Here is an 18,890-nt window from a genome sequence, read left to right as displayed (position 1 = left end):
AATGAGATCATGTCGAGTTGGTACGAGTCGCACATCGACCGGCAGATCCGCGAGGCCCAGGAGGCGGGGGCCTTCGACGACCTGCCGGGGGCCGGGAAGCCGCTGCCGGACCGCGGGGAGCTCTACGACGAGGACTGGTGGATCCGTGACCTCGCCCGGCGGGAGGGTCTGCCGGGTGGGGTCCCGCCGACGCTGCGGCTGCGCCGCGAGGTCGAGGACCTGCCGTCGTTGCTGCCGACGCTGCGGACCGAGGAACGGGTGCGCAAGGTCGTCGCGGACCTGAACACCCGCATCGAGCAGGCCCGGCGCGGGATGCTGGACGGGCCGGCGACCATCCTTCCCCCGCTGGACGCGGAGGAGATCGTGCGGCAGTGGAGAACGGGCCGTTGACATGACCGCCTGAGGGCACCTACGGTTCCACCAACTGTTAGTCAATCTGCCTATTAGTTGGGGGCGACAGCAAATGCCGCTGGGCGGATCCTCAAAGCTGCTCAAGGCGCTCAACGAGGCGGCCGCGCTCGGGCACCTGCTCGACCACGGCCAGCTCACGCGCGCCGAGCTGCGCTCCCTCACCGGACTGTCCAAGCCGACGATCTCCGAGGCGGTCAAGCGGCTCGCCGACGCCGACCTGGTCGTCGGCGCCGGCCACGAGACCGGCCGGCCCGGCCCCAACGCGGAGGTGTACGCGGTCAACCCCGACGCCGCCTACGCCGTCGCCATGTCGGTGCGTGACGGCGCGCCGTCGCTGACCGCGTCGCTGCACGACCTGCGCGGCGTCCAGCGGGCCAGGCTCGCCGTCCCGGTCGACTTCACCCACACCGACCCGGTCACCGCCGTCACCGGCACCATCGACGCGCTGTGCGCGGCGGCCGGCGTCGGCCGGGACCCGGTCGCCCACGTCCAGCTCGCCGTGGCGGGCGCGTTCGACCCCCGGGACCGGGTCATCCACCACGTCGACGTGCCCGGCTGGAGCCGCCGCGGTCTCGTCGACGACCTCGCCTCGGCGGCCGGCGTGCCGGTGGAGGTCGACAACGACGTCAACCTCGCCGCACTCGCCGAACGCGCCCACGGCGCCGCGCAGGGCTACGACTCGGACGGGTTCGCGCTGCTGTGGCTCGGCGAGGCGGGTCTCGGCCTCGCCATCGACCTCGGCGGCGGGAAGCTACTGCGTGGTGCCCGGGGCGGCGCCGGCGAGATCGGCTACATGCCGGTCGCCGCCGACGGCTTCCGGGACTTCCACGACCTGGTCAGCGGCGACGCCGTGCACGCCCTCGCGGCGGAGCGAGGGGCACCGCTCACCGACACCGCGCTGCTGCGCGAGCTGGCCGAGCGGATCGTGCTCGGCCTGGCCGCCATCGTCGCGGTGCTCGACCCGCCACTCGTGGTGCTCGGCGGGGAGATCGGCCGGGCCGGCGGGGCCGCGCTCGGCGAGGCGGTCGCGAAGGCGCTGTCGCGGGCGGCGCCCCTGGACACCGAGATCGCCGTGAGCACCGTCGAGGACGACGCTCCCCTGCTGGGCGCCGCGGACGCCGCGCTGTCCGCCGTGCGCCGGGCCCTGCTGGACACCCTGCGGCAACCGGGCGCATAGCCGCCCCCTGAACCACGGACGTCGGCCGATCTGGCGGCATCGACCGACGTCCGTGTGCTACCTCCACAATCCCCCATGCAAGTGATGTCGGTCAATACATGTGTAGGCCGGCCACTTCCGCACGCCCAGGAGGACCCCCTTGCGTCGCATCGTCCCCCTCATCCCATTACTCACTGCAGTGGCGCTCCTCGCCGCGGCCTGCACCCCCGGCCCCAAGGACAAACCGATCGCCGACCCCGGCGCCGACGTCTCCGGCACCGTGGAGTTCTGGCACTTCTTCACCGACCGCGAGGCCACCGCCATCGACGGCGTCGTCGCGGACTTCCAGGCGTCCCACCCGAAGATCAAGGTCGTGGTCAAGTCCGGCCAGGACGACTCGAAGATGACCCAGGCGATCGGCGGCGGGCAGGGCCCCGACGTCGGGCTGTCCTACTCCACCGACATCGTCGGGCAGTTCTGCGCCAGCGGCGCCTGGCTGGACCTCGGGCAGTACCTGACGCGCGACAAGGTGTCCCTCGACGGGTTCCCGCAGACCGTCAAGGAGTACACCCAGTACAAGAACAAGCGGTGCGCGATGCCGGTCCTCGCCGACGCGTACGGCCTCTACTACAACAAGAAGCTGTTCGCCGAGGCCGGGATCGCCGGCCCGCCGAAGACCCTCGATGAGTTCGCCGACGCGGCGAAGAAGCTCACCAAGCGCTCCGCCGACGGCACCATCCAGGTGGCCGGGTTCCTGCCGCTGTGGGGCTTCTACGAGAACGCCCCGTCGCACCTCGGGCCGATGGTCGGCGGGCAGTGGCTCAAGGGCGACGGCACGTCCGCGATCGGCGGCGACCCCGCCTGGCAGACGTTGCTGAAGTGGCAGAAGGACCTGGTCGACTGGTACGGCTACGACAAGCTCGAGGCCTTCCGCGCCTCCCTGGGCGACGAGTACTCCGACGCGAACGCCTTCCAGAAGGGCCAGGTCGCGATGAACTTCGACGGCGAGTACCGCATCGCGTTCGCCAAGGACCAGGCGCCGGACCTGCAGTTCGGGGTCGCCCCGATGCCGACGTCGAGCCCGGACCGGTACGGCTCCGGCTACGTCACCGGCAACGTCATCGGCATCTCCCGCACCGCGAAGAACCCCGAGGCGGCGTGGGAGCTCATCAAGTATCTGACCACGGACACGAAGGCGATCGTGAAGCTCGCCAACACCCTCAAGAACATCCCGACCACGAAGGACGCCCTGGCCTCGCCGGACCTGCACCTGGATCCCGAGTTCAAGGTGTTCGTGGACATCTTCAACCACCCGAAGACCAGCACCACGCCGCCGTCGTCGGCCGGGCCGGCCTACCAGGAGACGTTCCAGACGTTCTGCGACACGTGGCAGAGCGGCGGCGCCGCCGACCTCGGCAAGGGACTGTCCGATGTGGACAAGCAGGTCAACTCGCTGCTGCAGCTGGGCGGGTAGCGTGCCCCACAAGCTCCGCCACGCGCTGACCGTCGCCTCGTTCATGGCGCCGGCGACGGTCGGCATCGTGGTCTTCTTCCTCTACCCGCTGGGCTCCGCGGTCTACTTCTCGTTCACGAAGTTCGACCTGCTCAGCACCCCGGAATGGGTCGGGCTGCGCAACTACCGGCACCTGTTCGACGACCCGTTCCTGACCCGCGCCGCCACCAACACCCTGTGGCTGTGCGTGATCATGGTCCCGGCCCGGATGCTCGGCGGACTCGCCACCGCGATGCTGCTCACCGGCCTGCGCCGCGGTTCGGGGATCGTGCGCACGATCTTCTACCTGCCGGCGCTCGCCCCGCCCGTCGCCGCCACCCTCGCCTTCGTCTACCTGCTCAAGCCCGGCGTCGGCCCGGTCAACACGGCGCTGGCGCAGGTCGGGATCGACGGGCCGCTGTGGTTCAACTCCCCCGACTGGTCCAAGCCGTCGCTGGTGCTGCTGTGCCTGTGGGCCGTCGGCGACGTGATGGTGCTGTACCTGGCGGCGCTGCTGGACGTGCCGCAGGCGCAGCTCGAGGCGGCGCGGATCGACGGCGCCAACGCGTGGCAGCGGTTCCGTGCCGTGACCCTGCCGAACATCGCACCCGTCGTCACGTTCACCGCGGTCATCGGCGTCATCACCACGCTGCAGTACTTCGCGCAGGCCGCGGTCGCCGCGTCCGCGGCCAGCGGCCAGGCCACCACCGGCGCCGGGATCTCCTCGACCTTCGGCTACCCGGAAGGGTCCACGTTCACCTACCCGCTGTGGCTGTACGTCGTGGGCTTCCGCTACGGCGCCCTCGGCTACGCCAACGCGATGGCGGTCGTGCTGTTCCTCGTCGCCTTCGCCGTCTCCCTGCTGCTCCTGCGCCGATCCCTGAAGGTGACATGAACCGCTGGTTGTTGTGGACGGCCAGGTACAGCCTCGCGATCGCGCTGTGCGTCATGTTCGTCGCGCCCGTGGCCTTCCTGCTGCTGACCTCGCTGATGACCGACTCGCAGGCGCTGACCGCGTCGTACTGGCCGCACCAGTGGCGGTTCGCCAACTACGCCGACGTGTTCAGCAAGACGCCGCTGCCGCGGTACCTGCTCAACACCGTCATCTACGCCGTGGCCGCGACCGGGTTCATGCTCCTGTCCAGCGTCCCCGCCGCGTACGCCCTGGCGAAGCTGCGCTGGCGGGGGCAGAACGCCTACCTGGTCGTGATCGTGTGCATGATGATGATCCCGCCGCAGGTGACGACGGTGCCGCTGTACCTGATGTGGGCAAATGTCGGGCTCACCGGCACGCTGGTGCCCCTGGTGCTGCCGATGCTGCTGGGCGACGCGTTCTCGATCTTCCTGCTGCGGCAGTTCCTGCTCACCATTCCCGGCGAATACCTCGACGCGGCCCGGGTCGACGGCTGCGGCGAGTGGCGGACCCTGCTGCGCGTGGTGCTGCCGATGGCCCGGCCCGGGATCGCCGCCGCAGCATTGTTCCAGTTCTTCTACGCCTGGAACGACTACTACGGCCCGCTGCTCTACACCAGTGAGAACGAGCACAACTGGACGCTCTCTTTGGGCCTGGCGTCCTTCAAGACCCTGCATCATGTGCAGTGGAACCTCGTCAGCGCCGCGACCATCCTCACGATGGTGCCCGTCGTGGTGCTGTTCTTCTTCGCCCAGCGCGCGTTCGTGCAGGGTGTCACGCTGACAGGAGTCAAAGGTTGAAAATCGCCGTCGTCGGGGGTGGCTCCACGTACACCCCGGAGCTCATCGACGGGTTCGCGCGGCTCGCCCCGTTCGCCTCGGAGATCGTCCTGCTGGACCCCGCCCACGAGCGGCTCGAGGTCGTGGGGGCGTTCGCCCGGCGGCTCATGGCCGCGCACGGGCACCCGGCGAAGCTGCGGTGGACCTCCGACGTCGACGACGCCCTGGCCGGGGCGTCGACCGTGGTCATCCAGCTGCGGGTCGGCGGGCAGGCGGCGCGGATCAGCGACGAGACCTTCCCCCTGGCGTGTGACTGCGTCGGGCAGGAGACGACCGGCGCCGGTGGACTGGCGAAGGCGCTGCGGACGGTGCCGGTGGTGCTGGACATCGCCCGGCGGGCCGACCCGGGCGCGTGGATCGTCAACTTCACCAACCCGGTCGGGATCGTGACCCGGGCGCTGCTGGACCACGGGTTCAAGGCGGCCGGGCTGTGCAACGTGGCGATCGGCTTCCAGCGCCGCTTCGCCGCGACGCTCGGGATCGACCCGTCGTCGGTGGTGCTGGACCACGTCGGGCTCAACCACCTGACGTGGGAGCGGGCGGCGTACGTGGACGGCGTCGACCAGCTGCCCGGACTCCTCGCTTCGCATCTTTCGGACATTTCATCCGAAGTCCAGATTCCGGCGGAGGTGCTGGCCTCGCTCGGCAACGTGCCGTCCTACTACCTGCGGTACTTCTACTGCCACGACCTCGTGGTCTCCGAGGAGCGCGGGCAGCCCACGCGGGGTGCGAAGGTCGCCGAGATCGAGGCCGCACTGCTGGACATGTACGCCGACCCGACCCTGACGTCAAAGCCCGAACTGCTCGGCCAGCGGGGCGGGGCGTTCTACTCCGAGGCGGCCGTCGGGCTGATCGCGTCCCTGCAGCACGACGACGGCGGGATCCACGCCGTGAACGTCCGCAACGCCGGCACCATGCCGTTCCTGCCCGACAACGCCGTCATCGAGGTCACCTGCCGGGTCGGCGCCGCCGGCGCGACCCCGCTGCCCGCGCCCCCGCTCGACGCGCACCAGCGCGGCCTGGTCGGCGCGGTCAGCGCCTACGAGGAGCTGGCCGTCGACGCGGCCGTGCACGGCGGGCGGGACCGCGTCTACCGCGCGCTGCTCGCCCACCCCCTGGTCGGCCAGCACACCCAGGCGACCCGGCTCACCGACGACCTGCTCGCCGCCAACCGCGACCACCTCGCGTGGCTGCGGTGACCGCTCAGTTTCCAGCTCCCCCGGCTCCGCCGGCGGTTCCGTGGGGGGCTGCGCCACCCCACACCCCCCATGCTGCGCACTCAAGCCTTTTTGCCGCGCTGGACGGCGGCAACTCCAAGACCGACGTGGTCCTCGGCGACTCCGACGGCCGGATCCTCGCCCGGATCCACGGCCCTACGATCTCCCCGCACGTCATCGGGCTGCAGGGTTGCCTGGACCAACTGGGCGACCTGGTCCGGCGAGCCAGGGCCACCGCCGCGGTCCCCGCCGGGCTGCCGTTGAGCCGGCTGTCGGCGTACCTCGCCGGCGCCGACCTGCCCGTCGAGGTCGAACGCCTCAACGCCGGCGTCACCGCACTCGGCCTCGCCGACGCCGTCACCGTCGACAACGACCTCTTCGCGTTGCTGCGCGCCGGGACCGCCGACCCCGACGCGGTCGGCGTGGTCTGCGGGGCCGGGATCAACGCCGCCGGCCGCCGCCGCGACGGGCAGACGTCGCGCTTCCCCGCCCTCGGCCAGCTCTCCGGCGACTGGGGCGGCGGGCAGCACCTCGCCCCGCTCGCGCTCTACCACGCGGTGCGCGGCGAGGACGGCCGCGGGCCGGCCACCGGGCTGACCGCGGCCGTCACGGACCGGTTCGGGCTGCCGAGCGCCGAGGCGGTCAGCGTCGCGCTGCACCTCGGTGACCTGCCCGCCGGCCGCATCGACGAGCTGTGCGAGGTCCTGTTCACCGTCGCCGCCGCGGGCGACGCGGTCGCCGCCCGGGTCGTGTCCAGGCTCGCCGCGGAGATCGAGGCGTTGGTACGGGTGGCCGCCGGCCGCCTGTCGCTGCTGGACGCCCCGTACACCGTCGTGCTCGGCGGCGGGGTGCTCACCGCCCGCCATCCGCTGCTGCACACGGACATCCTCGGCAGGCTGGCCAAGCTATCGCCGCGGGCGTCGGTGACGGTGCTGTCCTCGCCGCCGGTGGCGGGCGCGGCGCTGCTCGCCCTCGACGCCCTGCACGGCGGGCCCGTCCCCGCCACGATGGAGGCAGCCGTCCGCGCCGGCCTGTAGGGACAGACAGAGCGTATCGATCCCCATTACCGTGCGTCTGGTGACCGGCACGGTGGACGGGGGTCTGTGATGCGGCGACAGAGCGTGGTGTGGCTGGCGGCCGGGGTGCTCGCGGTGGCCGCGGCGACCGGGGCGGTCGCCGCGGCCTGGCCCTTGAGGGCAGAGCCACCCGCGAAGCGCATCTCGATCGACGCGGTCTACGCCGACGGGAGCGCGTTGCGGGTGCACCTCACGTTTTCCAGCTGCGACCAGGTCGACCGGATCGACGTCGTCGAGGAGGCCAGGGCCGTGCGGCTCAGCGCCTACGTGCGCGACCGGCCGTCGCCGACGTGCGGCACGGCACCGATCGACCAGTTGACCGTGGACGTGCGACTGAACGACGCCCTGGACGACAGGTCCGTCGTGGACGACGCGACCGGGGGCAACGTCCTGGTCCGCTGAGTCCCGGCGCTCACAACCGGGCGCCGCCAGCCGATGAGGCTGTGAGGTCAGGCACAGAACTGGCCGATCGGTCAGGTTCTGACCGATCGGTCAGGCATGCTGGCCGTCGGAGGTGACCCATGGCCCGGAGCAAGACCCGCGACGAGATCCTGACCGCCGCAACCCGTCAGTTCGCCGAGTCCGGCTACAAGGGCACGTCGCTGCAGGACATCGCCGCCGAGGTGGGCTGCTCCAAGGCGACCCTGCTGTACCACTTCGACAGCAAGGACGCGATCCTCGCCGAGCTGTGCGCACCCGCCATCGCCGAGCTCCGTGACCTGCTGGACCAGGTCGCCGCCGCGCCCGACCCCGACACCGCGCGGAAGATCGCGGTGCAGGGCTTCGTCGATCTCGCGATGCGGCACCGCCGGGAGATCCAGGTCATCTACGGCGACCTGCCGGCCCTGCTGCTGCAGCCCGCCCTGCAGCCGGTGCAGGTGCTGACCGAGCAGCTGCACGCGACGCTCGCCGGGACCTCCGGCTCGGCGCAGTCGCGGCTGTCGGCGAAGTTCGTCCTCGCCGGGCTGCCGGCCGTCATCTTCGCCTGCACCGAGTTCGACGACGAGACCCTGCGGGCGGCGCTCATCGCCACCGCCGGCCGGGCGCTGGAATCCCTCTCGTAACCCCTCACGACAAGGACGACCGATATGGCAACCGTGCTCTACCGGCTGGGGCGGGCCTCGTTCCGGCACCGCTGGCTCGTGCTGATCATCTGGGTGGTGGTCCTCGGCGGGCTCGGCGGTGCGGCCGCCGCGTTCAGCGGTGCCACCTCCAGCGACTTCACCATGCCGGGCACCGAGTCGCAGCGGGCGATCGACGCGCTGAAGTCACAGTTCCCGGAGGCCAGCGGCGCCACCGGCACGATCGTCGTCGCCGCCCCGCAGGGCCAGCAGCTGACCGCGTCGAAGAGCACCGTGGACGGGCTCGTCGCCGAGGCGTCGAAGCTGCCGGGCGTCCTCGGTGCGCTCGACCCGTTCCAGACCGGTGCCCTGTCGCAGGACGGGCGGTACGCGCTGATCACCGTGCAGTTCGCCGACCGGGCCGACAAGGTCACCGACGAGCAGCGCACCGCCTACGAGAACAGCGGCGCCGCGGCACGGCAGGCCGGGCTGACGGTCGAGCACGGCGGCGAGGTCATGAACAGCGAACCCGAGGTCGGCGGCACCGAGGGCATCGGCGTCCTCATCGCCCTCGTCGTGCTCGTCGTGACGTTCGGCTCGCTGGTCGCGGCCGGCATGACGATGCTCAACGCGCTCATCGGCGTCGGCGCCGGCATGGCCGGGCTGTTCGCGCTCAGCGGCGTGGTCCAGCTCACCAGCACCGCGCCGGTGCTCGCGCTGATGCTCGGCCTCGCCGTCGGCATCGACTACTCGCTGTTCATCACGTCCCGGCACCGGCAGAACCTGGTCGACGGGCTCGCCCCCGACGAGGCCGCCGGGCGGGCCGTCGGCACCGCGGGCTCCGCGGTCGTCTTCGCCGGCGCCACCGTCGTCATCGCCCTCGCCGGCCTGTTCGTCGTCAACATCCCGTTCCTGACCGTCATGGGTCTGGCCGCCGCGGGCACCGTCGCGGTCGCGGTCCTCGTCGCGATCACGCTGCAGCCGGCGCTGCTCGGCTTCGCCGGCCGGCGGATCCTGCCGAAGCGCCTGCGCAAGACCGGCGAGACCAGTGACACCGTCGTCCACCACGTCGAGGGCTTCGGCTTCCGCTGGGCCCGGGCGATCACCCGGTTCCGCGTACCGGTGCTGCTCATCGGCGTCATCGGCCTGGGCGCACTGGCGATCCCGGCCGCGGACATGCGCATCGCGCTGCCCGGGGCCAGCGCCGGCCCCACCGACTCCCCGGCGCGCAAGGCCGCCGACCTCATCGACGAGGGCTTCGGCCCCGGCTTCAACGGCCGGCTCGCGCTGGTCGTGTCCACGGACTCGGCCGACACGACGAAGGCGAAGGCGCAGGAGGCCCTCGGCGTCCTGCAGGGCACCACGAACCTCCTGGCCGCGACCCCGCCAAACTTCAGCCGCGACGGCAAGACCGCGCTGCTGGCGATCATCCCGAAGACCGGACCCACCGACGAGGCCACCGAGACGCTCGTGCACGACGTGCGCGCCAAGGTCAAGCAGGTCCAGGGCGCCGACATCGCGCTGACCGGCCAGACCGCCGTCGGCATCGACGTGTCGGAGAAGCTGTCCGACGCCATGCCCCGCTACCTGCTGCTGGTCGTCGGGCTGTCGGTGCTGCTGCTGATGCTCGTGTTCCGCTCGATCCTGGTGCCGTTGAAGGCCGCGGCCGGGTTCCTGCTCACCGTCGGCGCGACGTTCGGCATCACCGTCCTGGTGTTCCAGCAGGGGCACCTGGCCTCGCTGGTCGGGCTCGACACGCCCGGCCCGCTGGTCAGCTTCCTGCCGATCCTGCTCATCGGCATCCTGTTCGGCCTCGCCATGGACTACGAGGTGTTCCTGGTCTCCCGGATGCGGGAGGACTACGTGCACGGCGCCGGCCCGCAGGAGGCGACGATCAGCGGCATGGGCCACGGCGCTCGGGTCGTCACCGCGGCGGCGCTCATCATGACCTCGGTGTTCGCGGGCTTCATCCTCCTCGACGACCCGGTCATCAAGTCGATGGGCTTCGCCCTCGCCATCGGCGTCGCCATCGACGCGTTCGTGGTCCGCATGACCATCGTGCCGGCGGTCGTGTCGCTGCTCGGCCGCGCCGCGTGGTGGCTGCCGGGCTGGCTGTCGAAGCTCCTGCCGAACGTCGACATCGAGGGCGAGAAGCTCCGCGAGCACCTCGCCGCCGCGCCGGAGCCCGAACCCGCGCACGTCTGACGCACCGCTCGGGCGGCGACAATTCGCTCGCCGCCCGAGCGGCCGGTCACCACACTGGGCGCCGTGGACGACGCGTTTCACGACAACATGCTGTGGCCGGTCCGGGTCGTCCTGCCGAACCGCAGAGGTCCCGGTCAAGCCGGAGCGGATCGCCGCGGCCGCGAAGACCGCGGTGGAGCGGATCGGGGCGCTCGCCGCCTGGAACCCGGGCGCGGTACGCTGAGGCGGATTTCGAAAGGACGTGGTCGCGAGACACGACAAGCCGGAGACGGGGCCCTGGTCGGGGAGCTGACCGAGGGTCGGGGTCTTGTGCCGTTCCCTAGTGGGCAACGGCGTCGCTCCCTTGTACTTCTCGCCCGGCGCCAGCGTGCGCCGCGATCACCCTTTGGAAGATCATGATTCTCGTCACCGGTGCCACCGGCACCATCGGCTCCGAACTCGTCCCCCTGCTCGCGCGGCGCCACGCCGTGCGGGCCATGACCCGCCGCCCGTCCTTCCTCGGCGCGGTCTACGGTGACCTCGACCGCCCGGAGACCCTGCCCGCCGCGCTCGACGGCGTCACCTCCGTGTTCGTCCTGGTCCCCGGGTACGGCCCGGACGGTCCCGTCCAGGAACGCGCGCTCGTCGCCGCGGCCCGCGCCGCCGGCGTCCGGCACCTCGTGAAGCTCTCCACCAGCGGCGTCACCTTCGGCGCCACCGACGCGATCTCGACCGGCCACCGCGCCGGCGAGGACGTCATCCGCGAATCCGGGATTCCGTGGACGATCCTGCGGCCGGGGACGTTCATGACGTACCTGGAGCAGTACGCGCACGGCATCGCCCACGACCGCACCATGACGGTCACCGAAACCGACCCGGCCTCGGCGATGGTGCACCCCCTCGACGTGGCCGCCGTCGCCGCGACCGTGCTCACCCGCCCAGGCCACACCGGGCAGGAGTACACGATCACCGGGCCGTCGGCGCTGTCACCGGCCCAGCAGGCGGACACCGTCGCCTCGGCGATCGGCACACCGGTGCGGCTCGTGGTGCGCACCGTGGCGCAGACCCGCGCGGCGTTCGAGGCCCGCGGCTGGGGTGGCCCCCGGTTGGAGGCGCTGCTCGAGCTCAAACGCCAGTCCGGCGCCTGGGATCACACGGTGTTCGACACGGTGCCGCGGGTGACCGGCCGGCCCGCGCTGACCCTGAGCGACTGGGTCGAGGACCACGTGGACCTGTTCACCGGCGCCTGACCACCACATCCATCTCCAGGTCCCGGCCGAGCGCGCCGCTCAGGCCGGGCAGCAACGCCTCGCCGCGCCGGCGGTGGTCGCGCAGCCGCGGTGACGGCGGCACCCAGGTCGAACAGGGCCCGCGGCGACCCGATCAGGAACAGGGTCGCCGCGGCGCCGGCCACCAATGGCAGGGCGTCCCGGCCGCGCCGCACCGCGCGCCGGCTCCTCAGCGGGGTAGCGCACAGCCCTGCACCACGTACTGCTGCCAGGCGCTTCCCACCAGCGGCAACTGTGCCTTCGCCGTGCGCTGCACGCCGTCCTGCGTCATCACCGGCAGCTCGACCGGCAGCGGCATGCTGCCGGCGCCCTCGCCGCAGGTGATGGTGGCACTGACCGCGAGCCAGGCGGTCGCCCCCGGCGGGATGCGCCGATGCCCCCAGACCATGACGTCCGCGGGCTTCTCCGCCCCGAGGAGCTCGATCGTCCTCGGCCCGCCGTTCGCAACGGCGACGGTGCCCTCGACGACAAACCGTCCGCTCCCGCCCGACGCCGACCCCATCCCCGCGACGCTGAGGTGGAGCGAGACCTCCGACACCTCGCGGTCCCGCTGCCGCCCGGCCTCCCACCGCTGCCCTGCCACCGCCCCGGCGAGCAGGCTCACCAGCCCGACCAGCACCAGCATTCCGGTGGGCACCCGCTTGGCCGCCAGCCGCCGCCACGGCGGGACCGAAGGGCCCGGCCGGTCCTCGGCCACATCGAGGTCGATCACCAGGTCCAACGAAGTCTCCCCCATCGCACCACGCTACCGAGCCCGTCGCCGGCGCCACGTGGGTCGGGGTCGGCTGCGTCGTGGACGCGCTCGACGACCCGCGGCTGCGCCGGGACCTGCGGGTGCGCTCCCTGCTGCACCGCCGCGATCTCTGACGCGAACGAAGAGGGTCCTTTACAAGAACCGTAAACAAACTTAATAATGGCGAGCACCGTCGATGGAGGTCCACCCCCATGAAGCGCATCGCGCTCATCCTCGGCGCCGCGATCCTGCTGGTGACCGGTCTGCTCGTAACCACGAATGCCTATGCCGCCAACCTGTTGACCAACCCCGGGTTCGAGAGCGGCTCGCTGAGCGGCTGGTCGTGCACCGGCTCCGGCTCCGGGGTCGTCACCACGCCCGTGCACGGCGGGTCGTATGCCCTCAACGGCAACGCCACCGCCTCCGACACCGCCCAGTGCACGCAGACCGTCACGGTCCAGCCGAGCACCGCATACACGCTGACCGGTTGGGTCCGCGGCTCGTACGTGTACCTCGGCGTCACCGGCGGAGCGTCCACCTGGACCAGCGGCACCGGCTACAGCAAGCTGACCGTGCCGTTCACCACCGCCGCCGGGCAGACCTCCGTCCAGGTCTACCTGCACGGCTGGTACGGCACCGGCGCGTACAACGCCGACGACATCTCCCTCGACGGCCCGGGCGGCCAGCCCAGCCCGACGACCGCCTCGCCGTCGCCCAGCCGGTCCACGAGCCCGTCGGCCAGTCCCAGCGCGTCTCCGTCGAAGTCTCCGTCGACCTCCCCGTCGCCGTCGACCTCGCAGCCGCCGGTGACCGGGTTGCCGAAGCACGCGCTCATCGGCTACCTGCACGCCAGCTTCGCCAACGGCTCCGGATACGTCCGGGTCGCCGACATCCCGGCCGCCTGGGACATCATCAACCTGTCGTTCGGGGAGCCGACCTCGGTCACGTCCGGCGACATCCGGTTCAACCGCTGCCCGGTCGCCGAGTGCCCGAACGTGGAGTCCGACGCCGACTTCCTCGCCGCGATCAAGGCCAAGCAGGCCCAGGGCAAGAAGGTCCTGATCTCCATCGGCGGGCAGAACGGCCAGGTGCAGCTCACCACCACGGCGGCCCGGGACGCGTTCGTCAACTCGGTCAGCGCGATCATCGACCGGTGGGGCCTGGACGGCCTCGACATCGACTTCGAGGGTCACTCGCTGTATCTGAACGCCGGCGACAGCGACTTCCGCAACCCGACCACGCCGGTCGTGGTGAACCTGATCGCCGCGCTCAAGACGCTGAAGGCGAAGTACGGCACGAAGTTCGTGCTGACCATGGCGCCGGAGACGTTCTTCGTGCAGCTCGGGTACCAGTTCTACGGCGGCACCAGCGCCGGGGACAACCGGGCCGGTTCCTACCTGCCGGTCATCCACGCGGTGCGTGACTTCCTCACCGTGCTGCACGTCCAGGACTACAACTCGGGTCCGATCACCGGGCTGGACAACCAGTACCACCAGATGGGCGGCGCCGACTTCCACATCGCGATGACCGACATGATCAAGGCCGGGTTCCCGGTCGCGAACACCGGTCAGACGTTCCCCGGGCTGCGCGCCGACCAGATCGCGTTCGGCGTGCCGGCCGCGGTCAGCGCCGGGAACGGCTATGTGGCGCCGGCCGTCGTCCAGGCCGCCGTCAACTGCCTCGTCAAGGGGACGGGCTGCGGGTCGTACACCTTGCGCGGGGGCACCTCACCGGCCTTCCGCGGGCTCATGACCTGGTCGATCAACTGGGACCGGTACTACAGCTGGGAGTTCATGAACACCCAGGAGCCGTTCCTCAACGCCCTGCCGTAGTTTCGACGGTGTGAGCGCACTGGATCTCGTCAGCACCTGGCCAGTCACCACCGCGTCGGTCGCGGTCGTGGGTCCCGAAGGGGTCCGCGACCGCACCGGTCCGGACGATCCCCTGCCGTGGGCGTCGGTGACGAAGCTGCTGACGGCGCTGACCGTGCTCGTCGCGGTCGACAAGGGCGACGTCACGCTCGACGAGGAGGCCGGACCGGAGGGCTCGACGGTCCGGCACCTGCTCGCGCACACGTCCGGGGTCGCGTTCGACGACGACACGCGGGTCGCCGCGCCCGGCCGGAAGCGGGTCTACTCCAACCGCGGGTTCGAATACCTGGCGGACTTCGTCCTGACCCGCACCGGCGGCACGTTCGCGGAGCTGCTCACCGAGTCGGTGCTGCGGCCGCTCGGCATGGGTGGCACCACCCTGGAGGGCTCACCGGCCGCCGGTGCCCGCGGCCCGCTGTCCGACCTGGCCCTGCTCGGCCAGGAGCTGCTCGACCCGAGTCTGGTCCCCGACCTCATGCCGGAGGCCGTGTCCGTGCAGTTCCCCGGGGTGTCGGGGGTGCTTCCAGGCTTCGGCCGTCAGGACCCGAACGACTGGGGTCTGGGCTTCGAGATCCGGGACGGGAAGTCCCCGCACTGGACCGGTTCGCGCAACTCCCCCGCCACCTTCGGCCACTTCGGCCGCAGCGGCACGTTCCTGTGGGTCGACCCGGTCGCGGGCCTGGCCTGCGCCTGCCTCACCGACCGCGACTTCGGCGACTGGTCCGCCGAGGTGTGGCCGGTCCTGTCCGACGCCGTCCTGGGCTGACGACACCGGTCCGGACACGGCGGCGGGGCGCCCTCGTGGGTGAGGGCGCCCCGCCTTGTGCGGTGCCGGGAAAGCGTCACGACCAGCTGGACGTCGACCAGTCGTCGGCGGACCAGTAATGGCCGCTCCAGTAGTGACCGGACCAGTAGTGACCGGTCCAGTACTGCTCGGACCACTCCGGGTCGCTCCACGAGCCGGAGCCGGTCCACGGCGTGCCCTGCCACGAGGCGGCGGCCCAGGTCCGCGACGCCGACGGCGGGACCCAGCGCTGGTTGTCCTGGTCGAGGCAGTCCCAGATCTGCAGCTGGATGCCGTTGGTGGAGTCGAAGGCGGTCACGTCGAGGCACTTGCTCGAACCGACGTTCACCAGCTGGCGGGCGCTGTTGACGCGCCACTGCTGGGCCGGGGTGCCGTTGCAGTCGTAGAGCTGGACCTTGGTGCCGTTGACGGTGCCCGCGGCGGTGACGTCCAGGCACTTGCCGAGGGCCTGCGCCGTGCCGTCCGCGGCGAGGACCCAGTACTGCGCCGGGGTGTTGTTGCAGTCGTACAGCTGGATCGGCGTGCCGTTGATGTTCTGCCGGTTCTGCACGTCGATGCACTTGCCCGCGAAGCCGGTGATCTGTCCCGTGCCGCCGGTGCCGCCGGCCCCGGTCCAGGTGTCGCCGGCCATGCGGTACCCCATCCACATGCCGCCGTTCCAGGACGTCTTGCTCGCGGCGAGGTTGGCCCAGGCGGTGCCGTTGAACGGGCCGAAGATGGAGTTCTCGCCCTTGAGCTCGATGTTGTTGAACGACAGGTGGTTGCCGCCGCGGGTGGTCTCCAGGGAGCCGGTGCCGGTGCCCTTCGCGATGGTCTGCGTCGCGGACGGGGTGGCCGCGGCGACGGCGGCGGAGACGTTGAGCTCCTTGAGGCCCTGCGTCTTCGCCGCGCCCGTGGTCAGCGCGGTCGCGCTGCTGGTCAGCAGCTTCTTGACCTGGTCGGGGGTGAGCGACGGCCGCTGCTGCAGCAGCAGCGCCACCGCGGAGGCGGTCACGGCCGCGGCCTGCGACGTGCCGCTGCCCTTGAAGCCGGTGTCGCCGACGCGCGCCGTCGGGTACTGCTGGTCGACGTTGGAGCCCGGGTCGCGCAGCGACACGATCGACGTGCCGGGCGCCAGGATGTCGACCTTGCGGGCCTGGTTGGAGTTGTTGGTGTAGGTGGCCAGGTCGTCGTCGGTCATGGCGATGGTGTTGTTGGTGGTGGACGCGCCGACCGCGAGGACGAACGGGTCCATCGCCGGGTTGGTGAGCGCGGTGGTGGTGTTGCCGTCGTTGCCGGCGGCGACGACGACCACGATGCCGGCCTGCCACGCCTGCTCGACGGCGAACATCAGCGGGTCGACGGTGGAGGCCGACATGCCGCTGCTGCCGTAGGACAGGTTCAGGACCCGGATCGGGCTGGCCGGATCATGGTTGCGGTTCTGCACGACCCAGTCGATCGCGGCGATCATCTGCGACACGTCGTTGGCGCCGGTGGCGGTGCCGACCTTGACGGAGGTCACCTTCGCCTTCGGGGCGAGGCCGATCGTGCCGGAGGCCGCGTCGTTGCCGACCATGATGCCGGCCATGTGCGTGCCGTGGCCGAACGTGTCCAGGTAGCGCAGCTGGCCCGACTGCGACTCGAACGACAGGTCGGGGCCGTTCACGACCTGCGCCGCCGGCAGCCCGGCGACCGGGGCGACCCCGGTGTCGATCAACGCGATGCCGACCCCCTGACCGGTCAGCGACGCCGCGGCACCGCTGTCGGCCTTGATGATCGACCGCACGCTCTTGAGCGTGGTGCCGGCACCCGCCGGCCATTCGTCGGCGGACCAGCCGCCACCCAGACGGCTCGCGCCGGCCTCCGGGCTGGTCACAGCCGCGGCTGGAACGCCGACCCCGATCAGGCCCAACGACGTCGCGACGGCTACCAACCCCGACGCGCCAGCGCGCAGTCGACGACGGCCCGTCATCGGCTTCATCATCCGCATCTCCCCATCCATGGAGCACGAACACACTCACTCCGTGCGTTCGAATCACCACGATGCGGTGTCATACACCGAAAGTCACGGGCCGGTGACCAGAATGCGCCGAACACCCGACAGGCTTTCCGACCTGCTGTCATACCCCCCGCCGGTGGCCACCGGCGAACACCTGACAGCGGGGCGCTGGCATACTGCGGCCGTGGTGTTGTCCCGGCGGTGGTCCCTGTTGCTGATCGTGGTCGCGGTGTGGAGCTGGCTGATCTGGCCGCGGTTCCTGCTGGCCATCTGGGACGACGAGCGGTCCTGGACCGTCCCGCACGGCTCGGCGTTCTTCTGGATCCACGTCCTGCTGATCACCGTGTCGCTCCTGTTCGGCACCGCGGTCGGGGTGCTCGGACTCCGCGGCCTGCGCGCCGCACGCGTTCGCGACCTGTAAGGACGGCGGCGGGCGGCACCCCATAGGGTTGGCGCATGGCGGAAACCGTGGACGTGGTGGTGGTCGGGCTGGGTGTCGGCGGCGAGGAGGTCGCCGGGCGCCTCGCCGAGGCCGGCCTGAGCGTGGTCGGCGTCGAGGGCAGGCTCGTCGGCGGCGAGTGCCCCTACTGGGGCTGCGTGCCGAGCAAGATGATGATCCGGGCCGGCAACGCCCTCGCCGAGGCCCGCCGCGTGCCGCAGCTCGCCGGCGCCGCCGACGTGCGCGCCGACTGGGCCCCGGTCGCCCGGCGCATCCGCGACGAGGCCACCGACTCGTGGGACGACAAGGTCGCCGTCGACCGCCTGGTCGGCAAGGGCGTGACGTTCGTGCGCGGCTGGGCGACGATCACCGGCGCCGGCGAGGTCACCGTCGGCGACCGCGTGTTCCGCGCCTCCCGCGGCATCGTCCTGGGCACCGGCACCGAGCCGGCGGTCCCCCCGATCGACGGCCTGGCCGGCACCCCGCTGTGGACCAACCGCGAGGCCATCGAGGTCGAGACCCTCCCCGCGTCGCTGATCGTGCTCGGCGGCGGCGCGATCGGCGTCGAGCTGGCCCAGGTCTTCGCCCGCTTCGGCGTGACCGTCACCGTCGTGGAGGCCCTCGACCGGCTCGTCGCGCTCGAGGAGCCGGAGTCGAGCGACCTGGCCCACGACGCGCTGACCCGCGACGGCGTCACCGTGCACGTCGGGGTCAAGGCCGCCGAGGTCCGTCATGACGGTGGCGGCTTCACCGTCAACCTGTCCGACGGCCGGACCGTCAGCGCCGAGAAGCTCCTCGTCGCCACCGGCCGCAGGGTCGACCTGTCCAAACTCGGCGTCGACCGGGTCGGCCTGGACCCGGCCGCCCGCAGCGTCACCGTCGACGAGCGGATGCGCGCCGCCGACAAGGTCTGGGCCGTCGGCGACGTGACCGGCCACGGCGCGTTCACCCACATGGCGATGTACCAGGCGGGCATCGCCGTGCGCGACATCCTCGGCCAGGACGGCCCGCCGGCCGACTACCGGGCCACGCCGCGGGTGACGTTCACCGACCCGGAGATCGGCGCGGTCGGCCTCACCGAGGCGCAGGCCCGCGCCGCCGGCACCCGGGTCCGGGTCGGCACCGGCCAGGTCCCGTCGTCGTCCCGCGGCTGGATCCACAAGGTGGGCAACGAGGGCTTCATCAAGCTGGTCGAGGACGCCGACCGGGGCGTCCTGGTCGGCGCGACCTCGGCCGGCCCGGTCGGCGGCGAGGTCCTGTCGGCCCTGGCGGTGGCGGTCCACGCGCAGGTCCCGGTGGAGACGCTGCGCCACATGATCTACGCGTACCCCACCTTCCACCGGGGAATCGAGGACGCGCTGCGCGACCTGCACTGACGAAGCCCGCCTTTGCTCAGAATGCCATCCGGCACGCCGATAGGATGCGC

Annotated in this window: 17 protein-coding genes; 15 read left to right on the top strand and 2 right to left on the bottom strand. The window is 71.5% G+C overall.

Annotated features, from left to right (window positions below):
• Positions 1–9: 9 nt before the first annotated feature.
• The 11 genes from Dsi01nite_RS33745 (at position 10) to Dsi01nite_RS33695 (ending at position 11,599) form a co-directional block, all read left to right on the top strand.
• Positions 10–390, top strand: a complete 381-nt coding sequence (locus tag Dsi01nite_RS33745) for a DnaJ family domain-containing protein (RefSeq protein WP_203850376.1) — start codon at positions 10–12, stop codon at positions 388–390.
• A 73-nt stretch (positions 391–463) separates the two neighbouring features.
• Positions 464–1,588 carry an ROK family transcriptional regulator gene (locus tag Dsi01nite_RS33740; RefSeq protein WP_203850375.1) on the top strand — a complete coding sequence of 375 codons (1,125 nt, stop codon included), beginning with the start codon at positions 464–466 and terminating at the stop codon, positions 1,586–1,588.
• 139 nt (positions 1,589–1,727) lie between these two features.
• Positions 1,728–3,041 carry an ABC transporter substrate-binding protein gene (locus Dsi01nite_RS33735; protein WP_203850374.1) on the top strand — a complete coding sequence of 438 codons (1,314 nt, stop codon included), beginning with the start codon at positions 1,728–1,730 and terminating at the stop codon, positions 3,039–3,041.
• Position 3,042: 1 nt separating this feature from the next.
• Positions 3,043–3,954, top strand: coding sequence for a carbohydrate ABC transporter permease (locus Dsi01nite_RS33730; protein ID WP_239136361.1), 912 nt, complete (start codon positions 3,043–3,045; stop codon positions 3,952–3,954).
• Positions 3,951–4,772, top strand: a complete 822-nt coding sequence (locus tag Dsi01nite_RS33725) for a carbohydrate ABC transporter permease (RefSeq protein WP_203850372.1) — start codon at positions 3,951–3,953, stop codon at positions 4,770–4,772. Before Dsi01nite_RS33730 ends, Dsi01nite_RS33725 begins: the two co-directional genes overlap by 4 nt.
• Positions 4,769–6,010 carry a 6-phospho-beta-glucosidase gene (locus tag Dsi01nite_RS33720; protein ID WP_203850371.1) on the top strand — a complete coding sequence of 414 codons (1,242 nt, stop codon included), beginning with the start codon at positions 4,769–4,771 and terminating at the stop codon, positions 6,008–6,010. Before Dsi01nite_RS33725 ends, Dsi01nite_RS33720 begins: the two co-directional genes overlap by 4 nt.
• A 98-nt stretch (positions 6,011–6,108) precedes the next feature.
• Complete coding sequence (locus tag Dsi01nite_RS33715; RefSeq protein WP_345006091.1) at positions 6,109–7,065, top strand: N-acetylglucosamine kinase; 957 nt, start codon at positions 6,109–6,111, stop codon at positions 7,063–7,065.
• A gap of 69 nt (positions 7,066–7,134) precedes the next feature.
• Positions 7,135–7,506 (top strand): hypothetical protein, encoded by a 372-nt coding sequence (locus Dsi01nite_RS33710; protein ID WP_203850369.1) that lies wholly within the window; start codon positions 7,135–7,137, stop codon positions 7,504–7,506.
• A gap of 119 nt (positions 7,507–7,625) precedes the next feature.
• A complete protein-coding gene (locus Dsi01nite_RS33705) occupies positions 7,626–8,168 on the top strand; it encodes a TetR/AcrR family transcriptional regulator (protein ID WP_203850368.1) in 543 nt (180 codons plus the stop codon).
• Between the two features lie 24 nt (positions 8,169–8,192).
• On the top strand, positions 8,193–10,370 hold the full coding sequence (locus Dsi01nite_RS33700) for an MMPL family transporter (protein ID WP_203850367.1): 2,178 nt from the start codon (positions 8,193–8,195) through the stop codon (positions 10,368–10,370).
• 395 nt (positions 10,371–10,765) lie between these two features.
• The gene (locus tag Dsi01nite_RS33695; RefSeq protein ID WP_203850366.1) at positions 10,766–11,599 is read left to right on the top strand and encodes an NAD(P)H-binding protein; all 834 of its coding nucleotides are present in this window, start codon (positions 10,766–10,768) and stop codon (positions 11,597–11,599) included.
• A 208-nt stretch (positions 11,600–11,807) separates the two neighbouring features.
• Here Dsi01nite_RS33695 and Dsi01nite_RS33690 read toward each other — a convergent pair whose 3' ends face one another.
• Complete coding sequence (locus Dsi01nite_RS33690; RefSeq protein ID WP_203850365.1) at positions 11,808–12,374, bottom strand: hypothetical protein; 567 nt, start codon at positions 12,372–12,374, stop codon at positions 11,808–11,810.
• A 209-nt stretch (positions 12,375–12,583) separates the two neighbouring features.
• On the opposite strand from Dsi01nite_RS33690, the gene Dsi01nite_RS33685 reads away from it, so the two are divergent.
• Complete coding sequence (locus Dsi01nite_RS33685) at positions 12,584–14,203, top strand: chitinase (RefSeq protein WP_203850364.1); 1,620 nt, start codon at positions 12,584–12,586, stop codon at positions 14,201–14,203.
• Between the two features lie 10 nt (positions 14,204–14,213).
• A complete protein-coding gene (locus Dsi01nite_RS33680; protein WP_203850363.1) occupies positions 14,214–15,008 on the top strand; it encodes a serine hydrolase domain-containing protein in 795 nt (264 codons plus the stop codon).
• A gap of 76 nt (positions 15,009–15,084) precedes the next feature.
• On the opposite strand, the gene Dsi01nite_RS33675 is transcribed toward Dsi01nite_RS33680, so the two are convergent.
• On the bottom strand, positions 15,085–16,998 hold the full coding sequence (locus Dsi01nite_RS33675; RefSeq protein WP_203850362.1) for a S8 family serine peptidase: 1,914 nt from the start codon (positions 16,996–16,998) through the stop codon (positions 15,085–15,087).
• A 211-nt stretch (positions 16,999–17,209) separates the two neighbouring features.
• Between Dsi01nite_RS33675 and Dsi01nite_RS33670 the strand changes: the two genes are divergently transcribed.
• Together Dsi01nite_RS33670 and Dsi01nite_RS33665 are read left to right on the top strand one after the other, a co-directional pair.
• On the top strand, positions 17,210–17,446 hold the full coding sequence (locus Dsi01nite_RS33670; protein ID WP_203850361.1) for an SCO4848 family membrane protein: 237 nt from the start codon (positions 17,210–17,212) through the stop codon (positions 17,444–17,446).
• A gap of 35 nt (positions 17,447–17,481) precedes the next feature.
• A complete protein-coding gene (locus tag Dsi01nite_RS33665; protein ID WP_203850360.1) occupies positions 17,482–18,840 on the top strand; it encodes a dihydrolipoyl dehydrogenase family protein in 1,359 nt (452 codons plus the stop codon).
• Positions 18,841–18,890: the final 50 nt, after the last annotated feature.

Origin of the sequence: Dactylosporangium siamense (genome assembly GCF_016862795.1) — a bacterium.
GTDB classification, from domain to species: Bacteria; Actinomycetota; Actinomycetes; order Mycobacteriales; family Micromonosporaceae; genus Dactylosporangium; species Dactylosporangium siamense.
Note: the sequence above shows the minus strand (reverse complement) of the source record. Positions and strands in the feature narration are given on the sequence as shown.

Excerpts from the sequence above, each read along its gene's own strand:
- Dsi01nite_RS33745 (WP_203850376.1), top strand. The coding sequence starts at position 10 with ATGTCGAGTTGGTACGAGTCGCACATCGACCGGCAGATCCGCGAGGCC.
- Dsi01nite_RS33740 (WP_203850375.1), top strand. The coding sequence starts at position 464 with ATGCCGCTGGGCGGATCCTCAAAGCTGCTCAAGGCGCTCAACGAGGCG.
- Dsi01nite_RS33725 (WP_203850372.1), top strand. The coding sequence starts at position 3,951 with ATGAACCGCTGGTTGTTGTGGACGGCCAGGTACAGCCTCGCGATCGCG.
- Dsi01nite_RS33710 (WP_203850369.1), top strand. The coding sequence starts at position 7,135 with ATGCGGCGACAGAGCGTGGTGTGGCTGGCGGCCGGGGTGCTCGCGGTG.
- Dsi01nite_RS33705 (WP_203850368.1), top strand. The coding sequence starts at position 7,626 with ATGGCCCGGAGCAAGACCCGCGACGAGATCCTGACCGCCGCAACCCGT.
- Dsi01nite_RS33700 (WP_203850367.1), top strand. The coding sequence starts at position 8,193 with ATGGCAACCGTGCTCTACCGGCTGGGGCGGGCCTCGTTCCGGCACCGC.
- Dsi01nite_RS33695 (WP_203850366.1), top strand. The coding sequence starts at position 10,766 with ATGATTCTCGTCACCGGTGCCACCGGCACCATCGGCTCCGAACTCGTC.
- Dsi01nite_RS33690 (WP_203850365.1), bottom strand. The coding sequence starts at position 12,374 with ATGGGGGAGACTTCGTTGGACCTGGTGATCGACCTCGATGTGGCCGAG.
- Dsi01nite_RS33685 (WP_203850364.1), top strand. The coding sequence starts at position 12,584 with ATGAAGCGCATCGCGCTCATCCTCGGCGCCGCGATCCTGCTGGTGACC.
- Dsi01nite_RS33675 (WP_203850362.1), bottom strand. The coding sequence starts at position 16,998 with ATGACGGGCCGTCGTCGACTGCGCGCTGGCGCGTCGGGGTTGGTAGCC.
- Dsi01nite_RS33665 (WP_203850360.1), top strand. The coding sequence starts at position 17,482 with ATGGCGGAAACCGTGGACGTGGTGGTGGTCGGGCTGGGTGTCGGCGGC.